The sequence below is a fragment of the Mucilaginibacter sp. Mucisp73 genome, from assembly GCF_059491465.1.
Window position 1 is genome coordinate 5,397,991 of sequence record NZ_CP168507.1, and the last position, 15,509, is coordinate 5,413,499.

A 15,509-nucleotide genomic window follows, 5' to 3' on the forward strand; every position below is an offset into this window, starting at 1 on the left:
CCAGATCAAAAAAATTTGCGTGCTTGTTCCCCAAAAACCCAGGAGCATTTTTATTATCTCATTTTATCAAGCCGTTTTAAAAACTTCTGAGTAAAACATAAAACGGCCCGGACAAGCCGGGTCGTTTACTATATCCTAAAAGAGGATCAATTAATGACCCTGCTCATGTACTTCTTCTTCCCTGAACAGTTTCGCGCTAAAATAGTCGTTGTTCATACGGGCAATGTTAGTCAATTTAATTTCCTTAGGGCACTCGGCTTCGCAGGCACCGGTGTTAGTACAGCTGCCAAAACCTTCTTCGTCCATTTGGGCAACCATTGATTGCACGCGACGGTAGCGCTCAGGCTGACCTTGTGGCAATAAGCCTAACTGGGTGATCTTAGCCGATACAAACAACATAGCCGAGGCATTTTTACAGGCAGCAACGCAGGCTCCGCAGCCAATACAGGTAGCAGAGTTGAAAGCTTCATCAGCAATAACTTTAGGGATTGGGATAGCGTTACCATCAGGTACACCACCGGTGTTCACCGAAACATAACCACCAGCTTGCTGGATCCTGTCAAATGCAGAGCGGTCAACCGCTAAATCTTTTACGATAGGGAATGCTTCCGCGCGCCATGGCTCAATGGTGATAGTTTCACCATCGTGGAAGGTACGCATGTGCAGCTGACAGGTAGTGATACCACGTTTTGGTCCGTGTGGGTGACCGTTGATATATAATGAACACATCCCGCAAATACCTTCGCGGCAGTCGTGGTCAAAGTTAATTGGCTCATCGCCTTTGTGGATCAGGCTTTCGTTAACCACGTCGAGCATTTCAAGGAACGACATGTCGGGAGAAATGTTCTCAGCTTTATAGCTTACGAATTTACCCGGGGTTTGAGCATTTTTTTGACGCCATACTTTAAGCGTCAGGTTCATATTTCCGTTCATTCTACTTAGATTTGAGATATGAGATTTGAGACATGAGACTTTTTATCAGTTAGTTTGACAGCATTTTTTGAAAAGCATAATTCATCTTCTGCAATTCCTCGATCTGTTTAAGCAGATCGTTTAATTCGTCGTCTTTTAAAAGGCCTAATTTATTTGATATAACTAATTGTGTTTGCAGCTCATATGAAGAACCATTAGCAATGCCTAAAAAGTGGCAAAACTCCTTATTAGAGTTGCGCCCGGCTCCTTCAGCAATATTTGAAGGAATTGAAACGGCTGCACGCCTTATCTGGCTTGTTAAGCCAAATCGCTCATCAGCAGGATAGTTTACGGTTGCTTTGTAAACCAAGACCGCTAAATCAATGGCTTTTTGCCAAATTTTCAATTCTTTTAAGTTGTGCATGTTCTTCAAATATTAAAATCGAGGTTTAGATGAGAGACCTTAAACGATTTACTTTGTCTCAAATCTCACATCTAATATCTCAAATCTAATTAAGCATAGTTTCTTTGAGACAGGTGAACTGCTTCAAATGTCAGCTGCTCTTTATGTAACTCTTCTGGTTGGTTCTCGCCTTTAAACTCCCAGGCAGCTACAAACGCGAAGTTTTCGTCATCGCGAAGCGCTTCACCATCTGCAGTTTGTGATTCAACCCTGAAGTGGCCACCGCATGATTCTTTACGCATTAAAGCGTCGTCGATCATCAGCTCGCCAAGTTCGATAAAGTCGGCCACACGACCAGCTCTTTCTAACGAAGCGTTCACTTCTTCGTTTTCGCCGGTTACGATAGCATTTTTCCAGAAATCAGCTTTCAAAGCCTGGATCAGGCCTTTGGCCTTTTTCAGGCCTTCTTCGGTGCGGGCCATGCCGCAATACTCCCACATAATATGGCCAAGTTCGCGGTGGTATTCGTTAGTGGTTTTAGTGCCTTTAAGAGCTAATAATTTACTTATATGTGCGATAACATCCTGTTTGGTTTTTTCAAACGCCGGGTGGCTGGTATCAACTTTTTTAGGGCCAATTTTAGCCAGGTAATCGCCAAGGGTATAAGGGATCACGAAATATCCATCAGATAAACCCTGCATCAATGCAGATGCACCCAAACGGTTTGCACCGTGATCTGAGAAGTTACACTCACCTAAAGCATATAAACCAGGGATTGTAGTGCTCAGGTTATAATCAACCCAAAGGCCGCCCATGGTATAGTGAACCGCAGGGTAAATACGCATTGGTTGTTTGTATGGGTTCTCGTCGGTGATCTGGATGTACATATCAAACAGGTTACCGTATTTGGCTTTAACGGTTTCTTCGCCTAAACGTTTAATAGCATCGGCAAAGTCAAGGAATACCGCGAAGCCAGAACCTCCTACGCCTCTGCCTTCTTCAACCATTTCTTTAGCGTTACGTGAAGCCACGTCGCGCGGAACAAGGTTACCGAAAGCGGGATATTTACGCTCAAGGAAGTAATCACGGTCGTCTTCTTTAACCTGGTCCGCCTTCAATGTGCCTTTGCGCAGTTGCTCGGCAATTTCAACAGTTTTAGGAGCCCATACCCTACCGTCGTTACGCAATGACTCTGACATCAGCGTAAGCTTCGACTGGTGATCACCTGTTACCGGGATACAGGTTGGGTGAATTTGAGTATAGCAAGGGTTACCGAAGAAAGCACCACGTTTGTGTGCCCTCCAGGCTGCCGTTACATTTGAGCCTATAGCGTTTGTTGACAGGTAGAAAACGTTGCTGTAGCCGCCTGTACACAATAATACCGCATGGCCTGCATGCGTATCGATAGCGCCGGTGAGCATATTACGGGTAACAATACCTTTGGCATGGCCATCGATAGTTACCACGTCTAACATTTCGTGACGGGTGTACATTTTTACTTTACCAGCGTGGATCTGGCGGTTAAGGGCAGAGTACGCACCTAACAATAATTGTTGTCCTGTTTGACCCCTCGCGTAAAATGTACGCGATACCTGCGAACCACCGAATGAACGGTTATCCAGCAAACCGCCGTATTCGCGGGCAAAAGGTACACCTTGTGCAACGCACTGGTCAATGATGTTTACTGAAACCTCGGCCAAACGGTGAACGTTGGCTTCACGGGCGCGGTAGTCACCACCTTTAATGGTATCGTAAAATAAACGGAAAACGCTATCGCCGTCGTTTTGGTAGTTTTTAGCGGCATTGATACCACCCTGTGCAGCAATAGAGTGTGCACGGCGGGGGCTGTCCTGGAAACAAAATGCCTTAACGTTGTAACCCAGCTCGCCTAAAGTGGCAGCTGCCGAAGCGCCTGCCAAACCGGTACCTACAATGATGATATCGTATTTACGCTTGTTGGCGGGGTTAACCAGCTTCAGATCAAATTTATGCTTGCTCCATTTTTCGGCTAATGGGCCTTGAGGAATTTTAGCATCTAATGTCATCTCTTCTTTGTATTTATGTTTGTGGCTTTGGGCCAGCTAACTTAGTGAGCTCCCTGGGTTGATAAATAGTAATAATAAACCGGCATGGCGGCAAAAAGCAGCGGAATGATAACTGCAAACAGCCATGTACCAATAAAGTAAACTACCGGTGTATATTTACGGTGTACCCAGCCCAGCGTACGGAACGCGCTCTGGAAACCATGTAACAAGTGAAATGCTACAGCGCCCATGGCTATTACGTAAAATATAACGTAGATAATGTTGCTGAAACTGTAAGCAACACGCGCGTGCAGGTCTTTTACCCTTACAACTTCCACATTGTTTTCGGTTGATACCGAGTGGCTGAATTCGGCATTGGCCGGTGTGTAATCGCTAACCTTTGTTTCGCCTGTTGCCAGATCGGTACGGTACTCTTTAAAGCCCATGGTTTTGTCGTTATGGTAACGGAACCAGAAATCGCCCATGTGGATAACGATGAACAGGAACAGGACTGAACCCAGCAGGCCCATGTTTTTTGATGACCATGAGGCATCAGATTTTGCCGCTACCGCATAGCGTACAGGGCGGGCTTTACGGTTTTTGACAGTCAGGATCAAACCGTATAGTGCATGCACTAAAATGGAAAGGTACAACAGGTATGCTATAACTTCAATAGGCGGAAAATGCGTAAGGAAGTTGGCATACACGTTAAAACTGAAACCGTTATCGTTGTTAAACAACAACAGGTTGCCGCCTACGTGCACAATTAAAAAGGTACACAGAAACAAGCCTGTTAAAGCCATGATCAGCTTTTTGCCCAGCGACGAGTTTAAGGTTTGTTTGAATTCGCTCATTATGAATTGGATTTATTAGGCAAAAGTATTTATTAAATAACAAAACATAGAAGAGGTTTTGGCTTATTGGAGACCAAAAAGCTATTTAGAATCAATCTAAAATAATGTCCTGGTATTCAACATCCAAATACAATACGATGACAGGGAAATTGATGAATTTAGTGCATTTTGTAGATGAAAATCAGGCTATAGCCACAACTTTATCTTTCAAAACGGCAAAGATCCTGTCGTTTTGAAGGCTCCGGATAGCTACCCGCCCGGTAAATTTCCCGAAGGATGGTAAAATTCCCTGTTTATTGCCAAAGGCAAAGCAAGGCAACGTAATGCTTTGACGTGCCCGGCCGCTTAAGTTTACCCCAGGGTGGATATGCCCGCAAAAAACGTAACCCGTTTTTTCGTCCTGGTCATTGGCAAGAGGATGGTGCATCATGAGGAAAGGGCCGATCAACAATTCGTCGTGCAGTTCGATATTCAGGTTATGATAATGCTTATCTGCAATGATATCATGGTTGCCGCGGACCAGCATGATCTGCAACGCAGGGAACTGGCTGCGCCAAAGGATAAACCAATCCCAATCGTTATTCATATCGCTATGGAACAGATCGCCCAAAAAAATTAACTTTTCCGGCTTGTGTTCATAAATAAGATCGGAAAGTACGGCCAGGTCACTCTGCTCCATATCCCTTGGTATTGCTATGCCGGCTTTACGGAAATGGCCCACTTTGCCCAAATGCACATCGGCAATTATCAGGGCGCTTTGCTGCTGCCAGTAAATAGCTTTTTGTGGTAATAATAAAAGATCCTGCCCCAGCAGGTTAAAAGGAGTAGCCACACTTATCATTAAGGCAAAGTTAATAAATGCCCTCCGCCCTCCTGAAGGGAGGAGCAATAATTTTTTTTAATCAGGGTGTAACCTGTTTAAAAAACATGTGGTCATAGCTTACAAATACACCGCAATGGCGTATTTACAGAGAGAAAAAACAATATTAACTTAATTAAAAAAAACAAATATTATGGGCGCAGGTGAATTGGGCGTATTAGCAGGAATTATAATACCCCTCAGCTTATTCGCAATGATCTTCGGGATCGTTTACTTAAACAAACGGGAGAAATTAGCTATGATTGAACGAAACATGGATCCGAGGAGTTATAAACCGCAATCGGCTCCTTACCAAAATTTAAAATGGGGCTTACTGCTCATTGGTTCGGGTATCGGGCTATTTTTGGCCTACGTTTTAAACCGTGGCATATTCAATAGTTTTGACGATGATGTTTTCTTTTTATACGTAGCATTGATCGCTATTTTTGGAGGGGCAGGTTTGTTCTTATCATACCGCATCGAGAAAAGAGAAGTGCTGGATAAAGAAGAATTGTACAAAGAGAAATAAAAAATCGCCCCCCCGGGGCAGGTTGGAGAACCCAGACTTACGAAGTTTTAAAAACTTCGTAAGTCTTTATGTTTAACGGCCTAACGATGTACGATATAAATATCTTATCCTATCCCGTACCGCTCTTTAAATAAATTTAAATGGTGGCGCTCATGCCCGGCCAGCATAAATACAAATGCGGCAACGGTAAACAAATGGTTGCTGGCAATACCGTTACGATTTAGCTGCTCAGCGCTGAATGCTTTAATCATATAAAGGTTTGCCTGGCGCAATGCACGGAACTCTTCGGCAAGGTCTTTTATATTTTGACTGTTGAAATCGGTATTGTTAACATAAATATCCTGGTCAAAACCCGGCAGTTCGATATGATTGCGCGAAAACACGAGGGCACGATAGGCAAAGGTACGTTCGGTATCTATCATATGGCCCAATGCCTGCTTAACCGTCCATTTACCGGGTGCATAGGTATACAGTCCCTGCCCGTCGGTTAAATTACTGAATAGCTGGTAACTGCTGTCCATTTGCTGTTCAAGCATGTTAATTACATCATTGTCGCCAACAAGGCCCACATATCCCGCTGCAAATGGCGAATAATCACCTGGTTTTGGTTTTGTTATCATTGCGCGTGTTTTTTAATACTATCCTGAAGGTTGTTCCTTTACCTATTTCCGAATCTTTCACAAAGATCTGCCCGTTATGGTAATTCTCTATTATGCGTTTGGTGAGCGACAAGCCTAATCCCCAACCGCGTTTACGGGTGGTATACCCAGGTTGGAAAACGGTATCAAATTTAGAACGGGAGATACCTTTGCCGGTATCTGTAACATCAATAAAAATCTGGTTTTTAACTTTATTGCCGCTAATCTCAACCTTAATGCTTCCTTTACCCTCAATGGCATTAACAGCATTCTTCAGCAAATTTTCCAATACCCAGTCAAATAGTGGAATATTGAGCCCGGCCTTGAGGTGCGGATTACCCGTCATTTCAAAGCTGATGTTTTTACTAACACGTACCTTGAAATAATCAACAAAATCTTTCACTACGGCATAAACTCCGTGTTCGTCCAATACCGGTTTGGAGCCAATCTTTGAAAAGCGATCGGCCACAATTTCAAGGCGCTTTACGTCATTCTCCATTTCGGCCACCAGCACATCGTCTTCAGCATTAAATTTCTCCTTCATCAGCTCAATCCATGCAATAAGCGATGATATAGGCGTACCCAACTGATGAGCAGTTTCTTTGGCTAAACCAACCCAAACCTGGTCCTGCTCTGATTTACGCGATGAACTGAAGGCTGTATACGCCATCAATAAAAATATAGCAATTACCGTGAGCTGTACATAAGGGAATAAACGCAGCTGTGTAAGCAGCGGCGAATCTTTATAGTAAACAAAGTTTTCTTCGCCCAAAACCTGGAGCTTAATAGGAGGATGTTGACCCTTCATATAGGCGAGCTCTTCTTTAAAGTAAGCCGGATCATATTTTTTCCTCTTGTTGTTTTCGGCTTCCAGCTTGATAAAAGTCTTTGTAGTGTCTAAGCCACGCTGTAAAACTATTTCGCCTTTTCCATCAGTTACAATGGCGGGTACGGTAAGGCTATCGCGCACGGCTATTACATAGTTTAAAAAGTCATTATCATCTGAGGCAAGGATCTGGCGCATACTTATGGCCCAAACCTGGGCCCGGGTACGTTCCGAACGTTCAATGTTTTTTACCAGGTAACGGGTATAAAGTAATGAGCCAATTGCAATTACCACGGCAAATGCAAGAAGTAAATATTTCCAACGTTTTTTCTGTTGATATGGGTTCATGCTGGGCACAGCCCAAATAACGTAAAATTGCTTTGTAAAATATAATTTTTTGTTGTGGAGAGATTGTCCATAGCCCATAGTCGATAGTCCATGGTATGTTTCAAGTATCACCATGGACTATCGACCATCGACTAATAACCATAGCCACGCTTAAATAATACTATGAACTATCGGCTATGGACTATGGACTTTCCCTCTTATCTTTGCCCCTATCATGACCGATAAAAAAGTAAGAGTTCGTTTTGCGCCAAGCCCTACCGGTGGTTTACACCTTGGCGGTGTGCGCACCGTGTTGTTTAACTATTTATACGCCAAAAAACATGGCGGTGATTTTGTTTTGCGAATTGAGGATACCGACCAAACCCGCTACGTGGAAGGTGCCGAAGAATATATTTTAGATTGCCTTAAATGGTGCGGCCTTCAGCCCGACGAAAGCCCGGTTGCCGGCGGCCCTTACGCGCCATATCGCCAAAGCGAGCGTAAACCACTTTACCGCGAATATGCCGAACGCCTGGTTATGGAAGGGCATGCTTATTATGCCTTTGATACCGCCGAAGAGCTGGACAAAAACCGGAAGGAGATCCCCAATTTTCAATACGGCCTGGCCTATCGCCATACTCTAAGAAACTCGCTTTCATTGCCTCAGCACGAGGTTGATGCCTTGCTTGATGCAGGTACCCCGCATGTGATCCGCATTAAAATGCCGGAGGGCGAAACCGTGAGTTTCAATGATATGATTCGCGGATATGTGAGCTTTGAAACCGGCCTGGTTGATGATAAAGTGTTATTAAAAGCCGATGGCATGCCTACTTACCACCTGGCCGTTGTGGTTGATGATTACCTGATGAAGATCACACATGCTTTTCGCGGCGAAGAATGGCTGCCGTCGGCTCCGGTACATTTGCTGCTTTGGGAATACCTTGGCTGGAAGGCCGATATGCCACAATGGGCGCATTTACCGTTAATCCTGAAACCGGATGGTCACGGTAAACTGAGCAAACGTGATGGAGCCCGACTGGGTTTCCCGGTGTATGCCATGAACTGGTTTGATGCAAAAACAGGCGAGTTGACCCCGGGTTTCCGTGAATTAGGTTTTTTACCGGAAGCTTTCCTGAACCTGCTGGCAACTTTGGGCTGGAACGACGGTACCGAGCAGGAGATTTTTACGCTTGACGAGTTGATAGAAAAATTCTCGATAGAACGCGTTAATAAATCGGGCGCCAAGTTTGACTTTGAGAAAGCCAAATGGTTCAATGCCGAGTGGATTAAGAGGTCTGAAGTCGAAAGTCTGAAGTCAGATGTTATAAAAGTATTTGCTGATAAGGGTGTTAACGTTAATGATGATGAGTATTTGGCCAAGGTTATCGGTTTAATTAAAGACCGTTGCGTACTAATGCCTGATTTTTACCAGCAGGCGGGTTTCTTTTTTGAGCAGCCCAGGGAGTATGACCTTAACGCTGTAAAACCTAAATGGACTGATACCAAAACAGCGTTTTATCATGCGTTTATCGCCTTGCTAAATAACGAAGCAGTTATTAAAGCGCATGACCTGGAAGCTAAATTCAAAGCCCTTGCCGAAGAAAAAGGTTTAAAAGTTGGCGATGTGATGCTGCCATTCCGCATTATGCTGGTTGGCGGCAAGTTTGGCCCGCATGTATTTGATATTGTTGCCCTGCTGGGTAAAGATGAAACCATCAGCAGGATTGAAAAGGCGCTTGTGGAGTTTGCTGCCCCCCCCGCCCCCTAAAGGGGGTGCTTACTTACGCCGGCTCTTTCGAGGCATCAACGACTTCTATTTTTGCTGTAAGGCACGAAACAATCCCCTATTGGCAGGTCCGCCATGTATCGTTTGGGATTGCTTCGTGCCTCGCAATGACGTTTTTTAATACACCGCCAACTTCACCAACCTCTCCCCTTCCAAAACAGGGATAGCAGTAGTTAAATCAACCTGTAAACAAAATTCGATATCTTTTTCGATGCCTAATTTTTTAAGGCGTTCGCCGTGTGATGTTTTTTTGAGATATCCGTTGATGTCGCTTTTACCAACCTGGAAAAGATCGTTAGCGGCTAAGGCGGCATCGTCCAGTACAAATCCTTTATCTTTTAACTGCTCAATTACAGCACCGGCAAACAGCGTATCCTCCAAATTGAAATTGTTTTTCCAGCCGGCACACACCAGCAGCACATTTTCGTTTTGGGTATTAAGCCAGTTGCTTAAAGCGGAAAGGTTCAGGAACGAACCAATAACAATTTTTTTTGCGCTGCGCGATAAATGCAGTGCATGTGTGCCGTTGGTAGTGGTTAACACTATTGTTTTACCGGCTACCTTTTCTTTAGTATATGAAAATGGCGAGTTGCCAAAATCAAAACCATCAACTACCGATCCGTCGCGCTCGGCGGCAAGAAGGTAATCCAGCCCTTTCTCTCTATACGCGGCACACTCCTCAACTTGTGATACCGGTATAATAGCCTCAGCACCGTTTTCAATACCATAACATATAGATGATGTTGCCCTGAAAATATCAATAACCACTACAATATAATCCTCCACATTAAACAGTGGCAGTAATACAGGGGTTAGGCAAACGTGTGCCCCCCGGCCCCCTAAAGGGGGAGTTAGAGTAATTGTATTTTCAGACATTTGTGTTTAATTAATTTAGAAAACTTTGAAGGTAGTTCCCCCTTTAGGGGGTTAGGGGGCTTTATAAAACGGAGGTTTTACAATCTGTGCCTTAATTTTATTATCCCTGATGCTGATATAAATCTCGGTGCCTTCTTTGGCAAACGCTGTATCCACATAACCCATACCAATAGCTTTTTGCAACGATGGGGATTGCGTGCCTGAAGTTACTTTACCTATGGTATTTCCATCCGCATCAACAATCAGGTAATCATGACGGGGAATGCCGCGATCAATCATTTCAAAGCCTACCAGTTTGCGGTTTACACCAGCTTGTTTTTGTGCCTGTAATGCTTCAGCATTAGTGAATTCTTTATTGAATTTTGTTACCCAGCCTAACCCGGCTTCAAGCGGTGAGGTGTTATCATCGATGTCGTTACCATATAGGCAGAAACCCATTTCCAAACGTAAGGTATCACGTGCGCCTAAACCAATTGGCTTAATACCAAAAGGCTCGCCGGCTTTGAAAATTGCATCCCAGATCTGCTCCGCATATTGATTTTCAAAATAGATCTCGAAGCCGCCTGCACCGGTATAGCCTGTAGCTGATATCAATACATTGTCAACACCGGCAAAAGTTCCTTTTTTAAAGGTGTAGTATTCCATCGATACCAGATCAACCTCAGTTAGGCTTTGCAAAGCTTCGGCAGCTTTGGGACCCTGAATAGCCAGCAATGAAGTCCGGTCGGATATGTTTTTCATATCTACACCCTTGGTATTGTATTTGGAGATCCAGTCCCAGTCTTTTTCAATATTTGAAGCGTTAACCACCAGCATATAGGTTTTTTCGTCGATCCGGTAAACCAGCAGGTCGTCAACAATACCGCCGTTTTCATTCGGCAGGCATGAGTACTGCACTTTGCCATCGTATAGTTTTGAGGCATCGTTACTGGTTACCCGCTGAATCAGATCAAGCGCGTTCTCTCCTTTTAAAATGAATTCGCCCATGTGGCTTACGTCAAAAACACCAACGGCTTTACGCACGGTTTCGTGCTCGGCGTTAATGCCTGTGTATTGAACGGGCATGTTGTAACCGGCAAATGGAACCATTTTGGCACCGGCTTTTACGTGGATATCGGTTAATGCGGTATTCTTCATCGTCAACTTAAATATTGGCCGCAAAGGTAACTATTATGAAGCGTAATCGGTACCGTTGATTGGTTTTGATTTTTGGGGATTACACCGATTGATTTTTGATTTCACCGATTACACTGATTTTTTCTGAACTGTGATTTATAGGATTGAAGGATTACCCTGGTAGCAGGTAACAAAAACAGCCTCCTCACGTCCCCTCAGGGTCTCTCGCAGAGGACCCTGAGGCTTACCGCGTTCAAGAGTCAGAACAACGAGCCAGCATGGCGTATACATCAGGGTCCTCTGCGAGAGACCCTGATGGGACGTTAGTTATAAAAATATCCTTTGCCCCAGCGGGGCAAAACAACACACCTTGCTGATTAAACGACAAAACAGTTTTGTGAAGTAACTCAGACTGCGAGAGATCCTGACGAGGCGTTAAACAAAAAAGCCGGTTAACGTTGCTTTAACCGGCTTGAGCTATAAGTTAGCTACTTTATACTTTTTTAAGCGTTTCCATCAACACCGGAATTTTTGGCACTTTTGGGTACGACTGGAATAATTTACCATACTTATCATAAATGGCTATGTATGGGGTGGTTTGTACGCTGTAAAACTTTTGCACAACGTAGGTATAACCTTCGGTACCAATGGTGATGTTGTGGTATTTGGCCAGGTCAAAATCGCGCTGGAAAGTTTGGATTCCTTTAAGCATCGGCATGAAAGTGATCATCACTATCTGCACATTTTTTAATTTGGGCAGCTCGGGTTTCAGATCATACATCAGGTGCTGGCAATGGCTGCAATCGGGCGAAAAATAGATCACCATTACCGGTTTGTTTTTTTTCAGGTTGGCAGGAGTAACGTAAACACTGTCTGTAGTGAGGATGTGATATGGCGGCAAGCCGGAATTAGCAGGTGGCGTTTGTGCCTGGCTGCACCCGGCGGCAATAATCAGACAAAGCAGTAAATACAGTTTCTTCATTATTTTAATTAGCATTTAATAAGCATAGTTACAACATTTTTAGCTTTCAAGCAATTCAATTTGCCAGGCAACATGCTCCTCAGTTACCGGGAATAACGCATTTTCGCGCACGGTATGATATACGGCATCAAATATGCCGTTATAATTACCTTTGGGTGACTTTATCCATTCCACGGTCTTCTGCCCATCGGCCCCCATAAGCACCAGTTTACCGTCGCTGCCTTCGGGTTCGATGCCAAAACCTTCGTCGGTAGGCATCATGTCGGCATCAAGCTGTGCTTCCTGTACATCGGTACGCATTTTTACAAAGCTGCCTAATGTGCCATGTACCACAAAGCCATAAGTATGCTCGGCAATGAGCAACCCCGAGGTTAGGTATACATTAAGCTGATTAGGATATTTAAGGTGGATATTGAAATAATCATCAACCTGCGAGTTTGGCCTGAATGCAGCGGTAGTTTTTTCATAGCTCAACGGCCTGCCAAAGATACTGATAGCGTTATCAACCAAATGGGCGCCAAGGTCATAGGTAAGGCCACCGCCCGGAACGCCCGCCGTTTCCTTGAATTGTTTTGCACCGATGGCCATGCGGTACCTGTCCAGCCTGAAATGAACCTCGATCAACTCACCTAACCTGCCGCTTTCAATCACCTCCTTTACCGAAAGGAAACCGCTGTCATAACGGCGGTTTTGATAGATCATCACTTTCAAATTAAGCTTTTTACCCAGATCATACAGCGCTTTCACCTCGCTTGAAGTTACGGCTGCGGGCTTCTCAATCAATACATGTTTACCTGCATTTAGAGCTTGTACAGCATAATCAAAGTGGGTGTTGTTAGGGGTATTAACGATGATGAGCTCTATTTCCTCGTCATTCAGCAGCTGGTCGATGCTATCATAGCTGATCACATCCGGGTATTTTTTGCCGGCTTTTTTTTCATGGCGCTCAACCACGGCCTTAAAAGTAAAGTACGGATTGGTAGTTAAAAACGGGGCATGAAAAATCCTGCCCGACATTCCATAGGCCATGAGGCCGGTTACTATTGGTTTCGACATATTAAAGTAGATTTTGCTGTGTTAAAAGTATCGTTTTAGCTACACCTGTACAAGGGAATTAAACAGAAAAAGGGAGATTGTTACATCTCCCTTTTTCTGTCTTGAATTAATCAATAGCTGATTACTTCATGCCTTTTTGAATAGCTTCAATCTCGGCTAAATGGTGTTGGATAACAGGTAATGTTTTAGCTGCAAAGGCTTTAAGGTCGGCATCTTTGCAGTTTTTTGAAGCATCTTCAAACAATGATTCAACTTTTTTATGGCCTTTAACCATAGCATCAACATAGTCCTTGTCAAAATCAGCGCCTGTTTTGGCTGCCAGGTCGGCTTTCATTTTCTGATGCTCATCATCAGGTGCCGATGGCAGGGTAATGTTTTTGGTTTTGGCTATGGCCATTAGTTCGTCGTTTGCTTTACTGTGGTCAGTAACCATCATTTTAGCAAAATCTTTTACTTTGGCATTGGTTGCCTTTTCGCTGGCCAACTGGCCAACAGCAACTTCGGCTAAGCCGGCATTGGCCGCTTCGGTTGCAAATTTTGCATCATCGGCGGTAACGGCAATGCCTGTAGCACCGGTAGTAGTTGTGTCTTTTACTTTGTTGGCACTGTCGGCAGTGTCAGTTGTTGCAGCTGCTGTGCTATCGCCGCTACCGCTTTTTGCTCCGCCTTTACAGGCCTGGAATGATAATGCCGCCAGGGCCATCATTGCAATTAAACTTAACTTTTTCATAGTAGTGTTTATGTATTTGTTTTTACAGTTAACATTTTTTAGTTAATTAAGTTTGATTTTCTTATTTGTAAAATAAGAAACACAGGTAATTGGAGTGCCGTTTACTAATATTTAGTTTTTAATAAATATTTAACATTTGTTTAAAAGCACTTTTATAAGTTGTGGTTTATAATAACGCGACTAAATTATACCTGATATGTTAATAGGATCATTGTTTTTGGGCAAAGTGCATGAGGTTAACGGGCAGTGGATAGAGACCAAATTTGTGGTTATTGGCATTCCGCTGTTCCCAACCAGCTCCATGCTGGTAACCCGGTCGGCCTGGCGAAGCCGTAACGGGTTTAATATTCCGCTCAACCATCAAAGCATCATTGCAGGCTACGCCCGCATGTTTTCGGTGATTATAGCCTTTATTGCTTTCATCTTCTTTTTTAGCGAAAGGGATTCAACAGCTTTGTTAATCGGGGCCATTGGCCTGGCCCTGTGGTTGTATTTTTATTTTGTATTTGGCAGTGCCGATACGGCAGAAGCGGAGGAACGAAAAAAAATGGGCGACCTTACCGGTCTGTACATCAAACCGGAGTGGCTTAGCTATGATGATGCCTACCGGATCTATGAACGCCTCGAGAAAAAATACCGGACCGAGTTTGATGGCGCCGATTGGCTTACCGATTTGCAGCAAAATGAAATAGCACCGGCCAAATTGCCGCTGCTGTATGCATTATCGCGATTCAATTATTCGTTAGGTGCCACCGAATGCAACAAAAAGCTATTTGAAAAGGCGGATAGCTTATACTTGTAATACAGGTTTTTGCGTTTATTTGCTTAAACCTTATTGACCATGAAAAACCTGATCATCGTGTTGTTAATTATAACGACAGGCACAGCATCTGCTCAACAAAAGTTTAACCCTGTTTTAAAGAGACAGCTTGACAGCGTATTGGCACTTGATCAGAAATATCGCGAGATCTTAACTTATCTGATGGATCCGAGCAAAAAGGATTCGGTGTTGAAAACATTACCGGTTAAACCGGAAGAAGCTACAGGCTATTACTGGAAGCTTCAGAGCCAGGCCGATTCGACCAATTTGATTTTTATCGAGAATGTATTTGCGAAATACGGCTATCCCGGTAAATCGCTTGTTGGAGAACCAACCAATGAGGCAGCTTGGTATGTAATCCAGCACTCACCTAAAATAAATCAATACATGCCCCTCATGAAAACCGCTGCCGAAAACAAAGAACTGCCTTTCAGGTTGTACGCCATGATGCTCGACAGGCAGCTGATGTATGAAGGTAAAGAGCAAATCTACGGTTCGCAGGCTACGTCAAAGCCATTACGTAACGGCCAAAAAATTGGTTATTATGTTTGGCCGATAAAAGACGAGGCAGGTGTAAATGAACGCCGTAAGCAAGCCGGTTTTGATCAAACTGTTGAACAGAACGCTAAAAGGTTGGGCTTTGATTACAAGGTTGTGAAAATTGAAGACGTGAAGTGGTAGCCATGATTTAATAAATAGAACTGCTCAATTGAACCCCAATTTGCGTTAGGGATTGAAGCGGATACCGGCCCACGAGCATAATGCCTGCAG

16 protein-coding genes are annotated in these 15,509 nt (G+C 44.0%); 4 read left to right on the forward strand and 12 right to left on the reverse strand.

Annotated features, from left to right (window positions below; genetic code table 11):
• Window positions 1-150 precede the first annotated feature (150 nt).
• The 5 genes from ACEN82_RS22275 to pdeM all read right to left on the reverse strand — a co-directional run bounded on the left by ACEN82_RS22275 (window position 151) and on the right by pdeM (window position 5,034).
• On the reverse strand, window positions 151-933 hold the full coding sequence (locus tag ACEN82_RS22275) for a succinate dehydrogenase/fumarate reductase iron-sulfur subunit (protein ID WP_354484388.1): 783 nt from the start codon (window positions 931-933) through the stop codon (window positions 151-153).
• 49 nt (window positions 934-982) lie between these two features.
• On the reverse strand, window positions 983-1,336 hold the full coding sequence (locus ACEN82_RS22280) for a four helix bundle protein (protein ID WP_354484390.1): 354 nt from the start codon (window positions 1,334-1,336) through the stop codon (window positions 983-985).
• Window positions 1,337-1,425: 89 nt separating this feature from the next.
• The gene (locus ACEN82_RS22285; protein ID WP_188834344.1) at window positions 1,426-3,360 is read right to left on the reverse strand and encodes a fumarate reductase/succinate dehydrogenase flavoprotein subunit; all 1,935 of its coding nucleotides are present in this window, start codon (window positions 3,358-3,360) and stop codon (window positions 1,426-1,428) included.
• A 41-nt stretch (window positions 3,361-3,401) separates the two neighbouring features.
• Window positions 3,402-4,193 carry a succinate dehydrogenase cytochrome b subunit gene (locus ACEN82_RS22290; RefSeq protein WP_090530615.1) on the reverse strand — a complete coding sequence of 264 codons (792 nt, stop codon included), beginning with the start codon at window positions 4,191-4,193 and terminating at the stop codon, window positions 3,402-3,404.
• A gap of 181 nt (window positions 4,194-4,374) precedes the next feature.
• Entirely contained in the window at window positions 4,375-5,034 is a 660-nt protein-coding gene (gene pdeM, locus ACEN82_RS22295; protein ID WP_413322902.1) for a ligase-associated DNA damage response endonuclease PdeM, read from the reverse strand.
• A gap of 172 nt (window positions 5,035-5,206) precedes the next feature.
• Between pdeM and ACEN82_RS22300 the strand changes: the two genes are divergently transcribed.
• On the forward strand, window positions 5,207-5,581 hold the full coding sequence (locus ACEN82_RS22300; RefSeq protein WP_090530618.1) for a DUF6249 domain-containing protein: 375 nt from the start codon (window positions 5,207-5,209) through the stop codon (window positions 5,579-5,581).
• Between the two features lie 104 nt (window positions 5,582-5,685).
• On the opposite strand, the gene ACEN82_RS22305 is transcribed toward ACEN82_RS22300, so the two are convergent.
• The gene (locus ACEN82_RS22305) at window positions 5,686-6,201 is read right to left on the reverse strand and encodes a DinB family protein (protein ID WP_413322901.1); all 516 of its coding nucleotides are present in this window, start codon (window positions 6,199-6,201) and stop codon (window positions 5,686-5,688) included.
• A complete protein-coding gene (locus tag ACEN82_RS22310) occupies window positions 6,176-7,393 on the reverse strand; it encodes a sensor histidine kinase (protein ID WP_413322900.1) in 1,218 nt (405 codons plus the stop codon). Before ACEN82_RS22310 ends, ACEN82_RS22305 begins: the two co-directional genes overlap by 26 nt.
• Window positions 7,394-7,607: 214 nt before the next feature.
• On the opposite strand from ACEN82_RS22310, the gene gltX reads away from it, so the two are divergent.
• The gene (gene gltX / locus ACEN82_RS22315) at window positions 7,608-9,140 is read left to right on the forward strand and encodes a glutamate--tRNA ligase (protein WP_413322899.1); all 1,533 of its coding nucleotides are present in this window, start codon (window positions 7,608-7,610) and stop codon (window positions 9,138-9,140) included.
• Between the two features lie 135 nt (window positions 9,141-9,275).
• Here gltX and ACEN82_RS22320 read toward each other — a convergent pair whose 3' ends face one another.
• The 5 genes from ACEN82_RS22320 to ACEN82_RS22340 all read right to left on the reverse strand — a co-directional run bounded on the left by ACEN82_RS22320 (window position 9,276) and on the right by ACEN82_RS22340 (window position 13,918).
• A complete protein-coding gene (locus ACEN82_RS22320; RefSeq protein ID WP_413322898.1) occupies window positions 9,276-10,034 on the reverse strand; it encodes a 2-phosphosulfolactate phosphatase in 759 nt (252 codons plus the stop codon).
• A 51-nt stretch (window positions 10,035-10,085) separates the two neighbouring features.
• Window positions 10,086-11,171: a glycine cleavage system aminomethyltransferase GcvT gene (gene gcvT, locus ACEN82_RS22325; protein WP_176625398.1), complete on the reverse strand. Its 1,086-nt coding sequence runs from the start codon at window positions 11,169-11,171 to the stop codon at window positions 10,086-10,088.
• A gap of 472 nt (window positions 11,172-11,643) precedes the next feature.
• Entirely contained in the window at window positions 11,644-12,132 is a 489-nt protein-coding gene (locus tag ACEN82_RS22330) for a TlpA family protein disulfide reductase (protein ID WP_176625400.1), read from the reverse strand.
• Between the two features lie 39 nt (window positions 12,133-12,171).
• A complete protein-coding gene (locus tag ACEN82_RS22335; RefSeq protein WP_413322897.1) occupies window positions 12,172-13,188 on the reverse strand; it encodes a Gfo/Idh/MocA family oxidoreductase in 1,017 nt (338 codons plus the stop codon).
• Between the two features lie 121 nt (window positions 13,189-13,309).
• Window positions 13,310-13,918 carry a DUF4142 domain-containing protein gene (locus ACEN82_RS22340; RefSeq protein WP_090530637.1) on the reverse strand — a complete coding sequence of 203 codons (609 nt, stop codon included), beginning with the start codon at window positions 13,916-13,918 and terminating at the stop codon, window positions 13,310-13,312.
• Between the two features lie 196 nt (window positions 13,919-14,114).
• Here ACEN82_RS22340 and ACEN82_RS22345 point away from each other — a divergent pair, with 196 nt between their 5' ends.
• Together ACEN82_RS22345 and ACEN82_RS22350 are read left to right on the forward strand one after the other, a co-directional pair.
• On the forward strand, window positions 14,115-14,720 hold the full coding sequence (locus ACEN82_RS22345; protein ID WP_413322896.1) for a hypothetical protein: 606 nt from the start codon (window positions 14,115-14,117) through the stop codon (window positions 14,718-14,720).
• 39 nt (window positions 14,721-14,759) lie between these two features.
• Complete coding sequence (locus tag ACEN82_RS22350) at window positions 14,760-15,419, forward strand: DUF6624 domain-containing protein (RefSeq protein ID WP_413322895.1); 660 nt, start codon at window positions 14,760-14,762, stop codon at window positions 15,417-15,419.
• Window positions 15,420-15,509 lie beyond the last annotated feature (90 nt).

Coding starts and splice junctions, on each gene's coding strand:
- ACEN82_RS22275 (WP_354484388.1), bottom strand. CDS start 933: ATGAACGGAAATATGAACCTGACGCTTAAAGTATGGCGTCAAAAAAAT.
- ACEN82_RS22345 (WP_413322896.1), top strand. CDS start 14,115: ATGTTAATAGGATCATTGTTTTTGGGCAAAGTGCATGAGGTTAACGGG.
- ACEN82_RS22330 (WP_176625400.1), bottom strand. CDS start 12,132: ATGAAGAAACTGTATTTACTGCTTTGTCTGATTATTGCCGCCGGGTGC.
- ACEN82_RS22300 (WP_090530618.1), top strand. CDS start 5,207: ATGGGCGCAGGTGAATTGGGCGTATTAGCAGGAATTATAATACCCCTC.
- ACEN82_RS22340 (WP_090530637.1), bottom strand. CDS start 13,918: ATGAAAAAGTTAAGTTTAATTGCAATGATGGCCCTGGCGGCATTATCA.
- ACEN82_RS22285 (WP_188834344.1), bottom strand. CDS start 3,360: ATGACATTAGATGCTAAAATTCCTCAAGGCCCATTAGCCGAAAAATGG.
- ACEN82_RS22350 (WP_413322895.1), top strand. CDS start 14,760: ATGAAAAACCTGATCATCGTGTTGTTAATTATAACGACAGGCACAGCA.
- ACEN82_RS22310 (WP_413322900.1), bottom strand. CDS start 7,393: ATGAACCCATATCAACAGAAAAAACGTTGGAAATATTTACTTCTTGCA.
- ACEN82_RS22290 (WP_090530615.1), bottom strand. CDS start 4,193: ATGAGCGAATTCAAACAAACCTTAAACTCGTCGCTGGGCAAAAAGCTG.
- ACEN82_RS22280 (WP_354484390.1), bottom strand. CDS start 1,336: ATGCACAACTTAAAAGAATTGAAAATTTGGCAAAAAGCCATTGATTTA.
- gltX (WP_413322899.1), top strand. CDS start 7,608: ATGACCGATAAAAAAGTAAGAGTTCGTTTTGCGCCAAGCCCTACCGGT.
- ACEN82_RS22305 (WP_413322901.1), bottom strand. CDS start 6,201: ATGATAACAAAACCAAAACCAGGTGATTATTCGCCATTTGCAGCGGGA.
- ACEN82_RS22335 (WP_413322897.1), bottom strand. CDS start 13,188: ATGTCGAAACCAATAGTAACCGGCCTCATGGCCTATGGAATGTCGGGC.
- gcvT (WP_176625398.1), bottom strand. CDS start 11,171: ATGAAGAATACCGCATTAACCGATATCCACGTAAAAGCCGGTGCCAAA.
- ACEN82_RS22320 (WP_413322898.1), bottom strand. CDS start 10,034: ATGTCTGAAAATACAATTACTCTAACTCCCCCTTTAGGGGGCCGGGGG.
- pdeM (WP_413322902.1), bottom strand. CDS start 5,034: ATGATAAGTGTGGCTACTCCTTTTAACCTGCTGGGGCAGGATCTTTTA.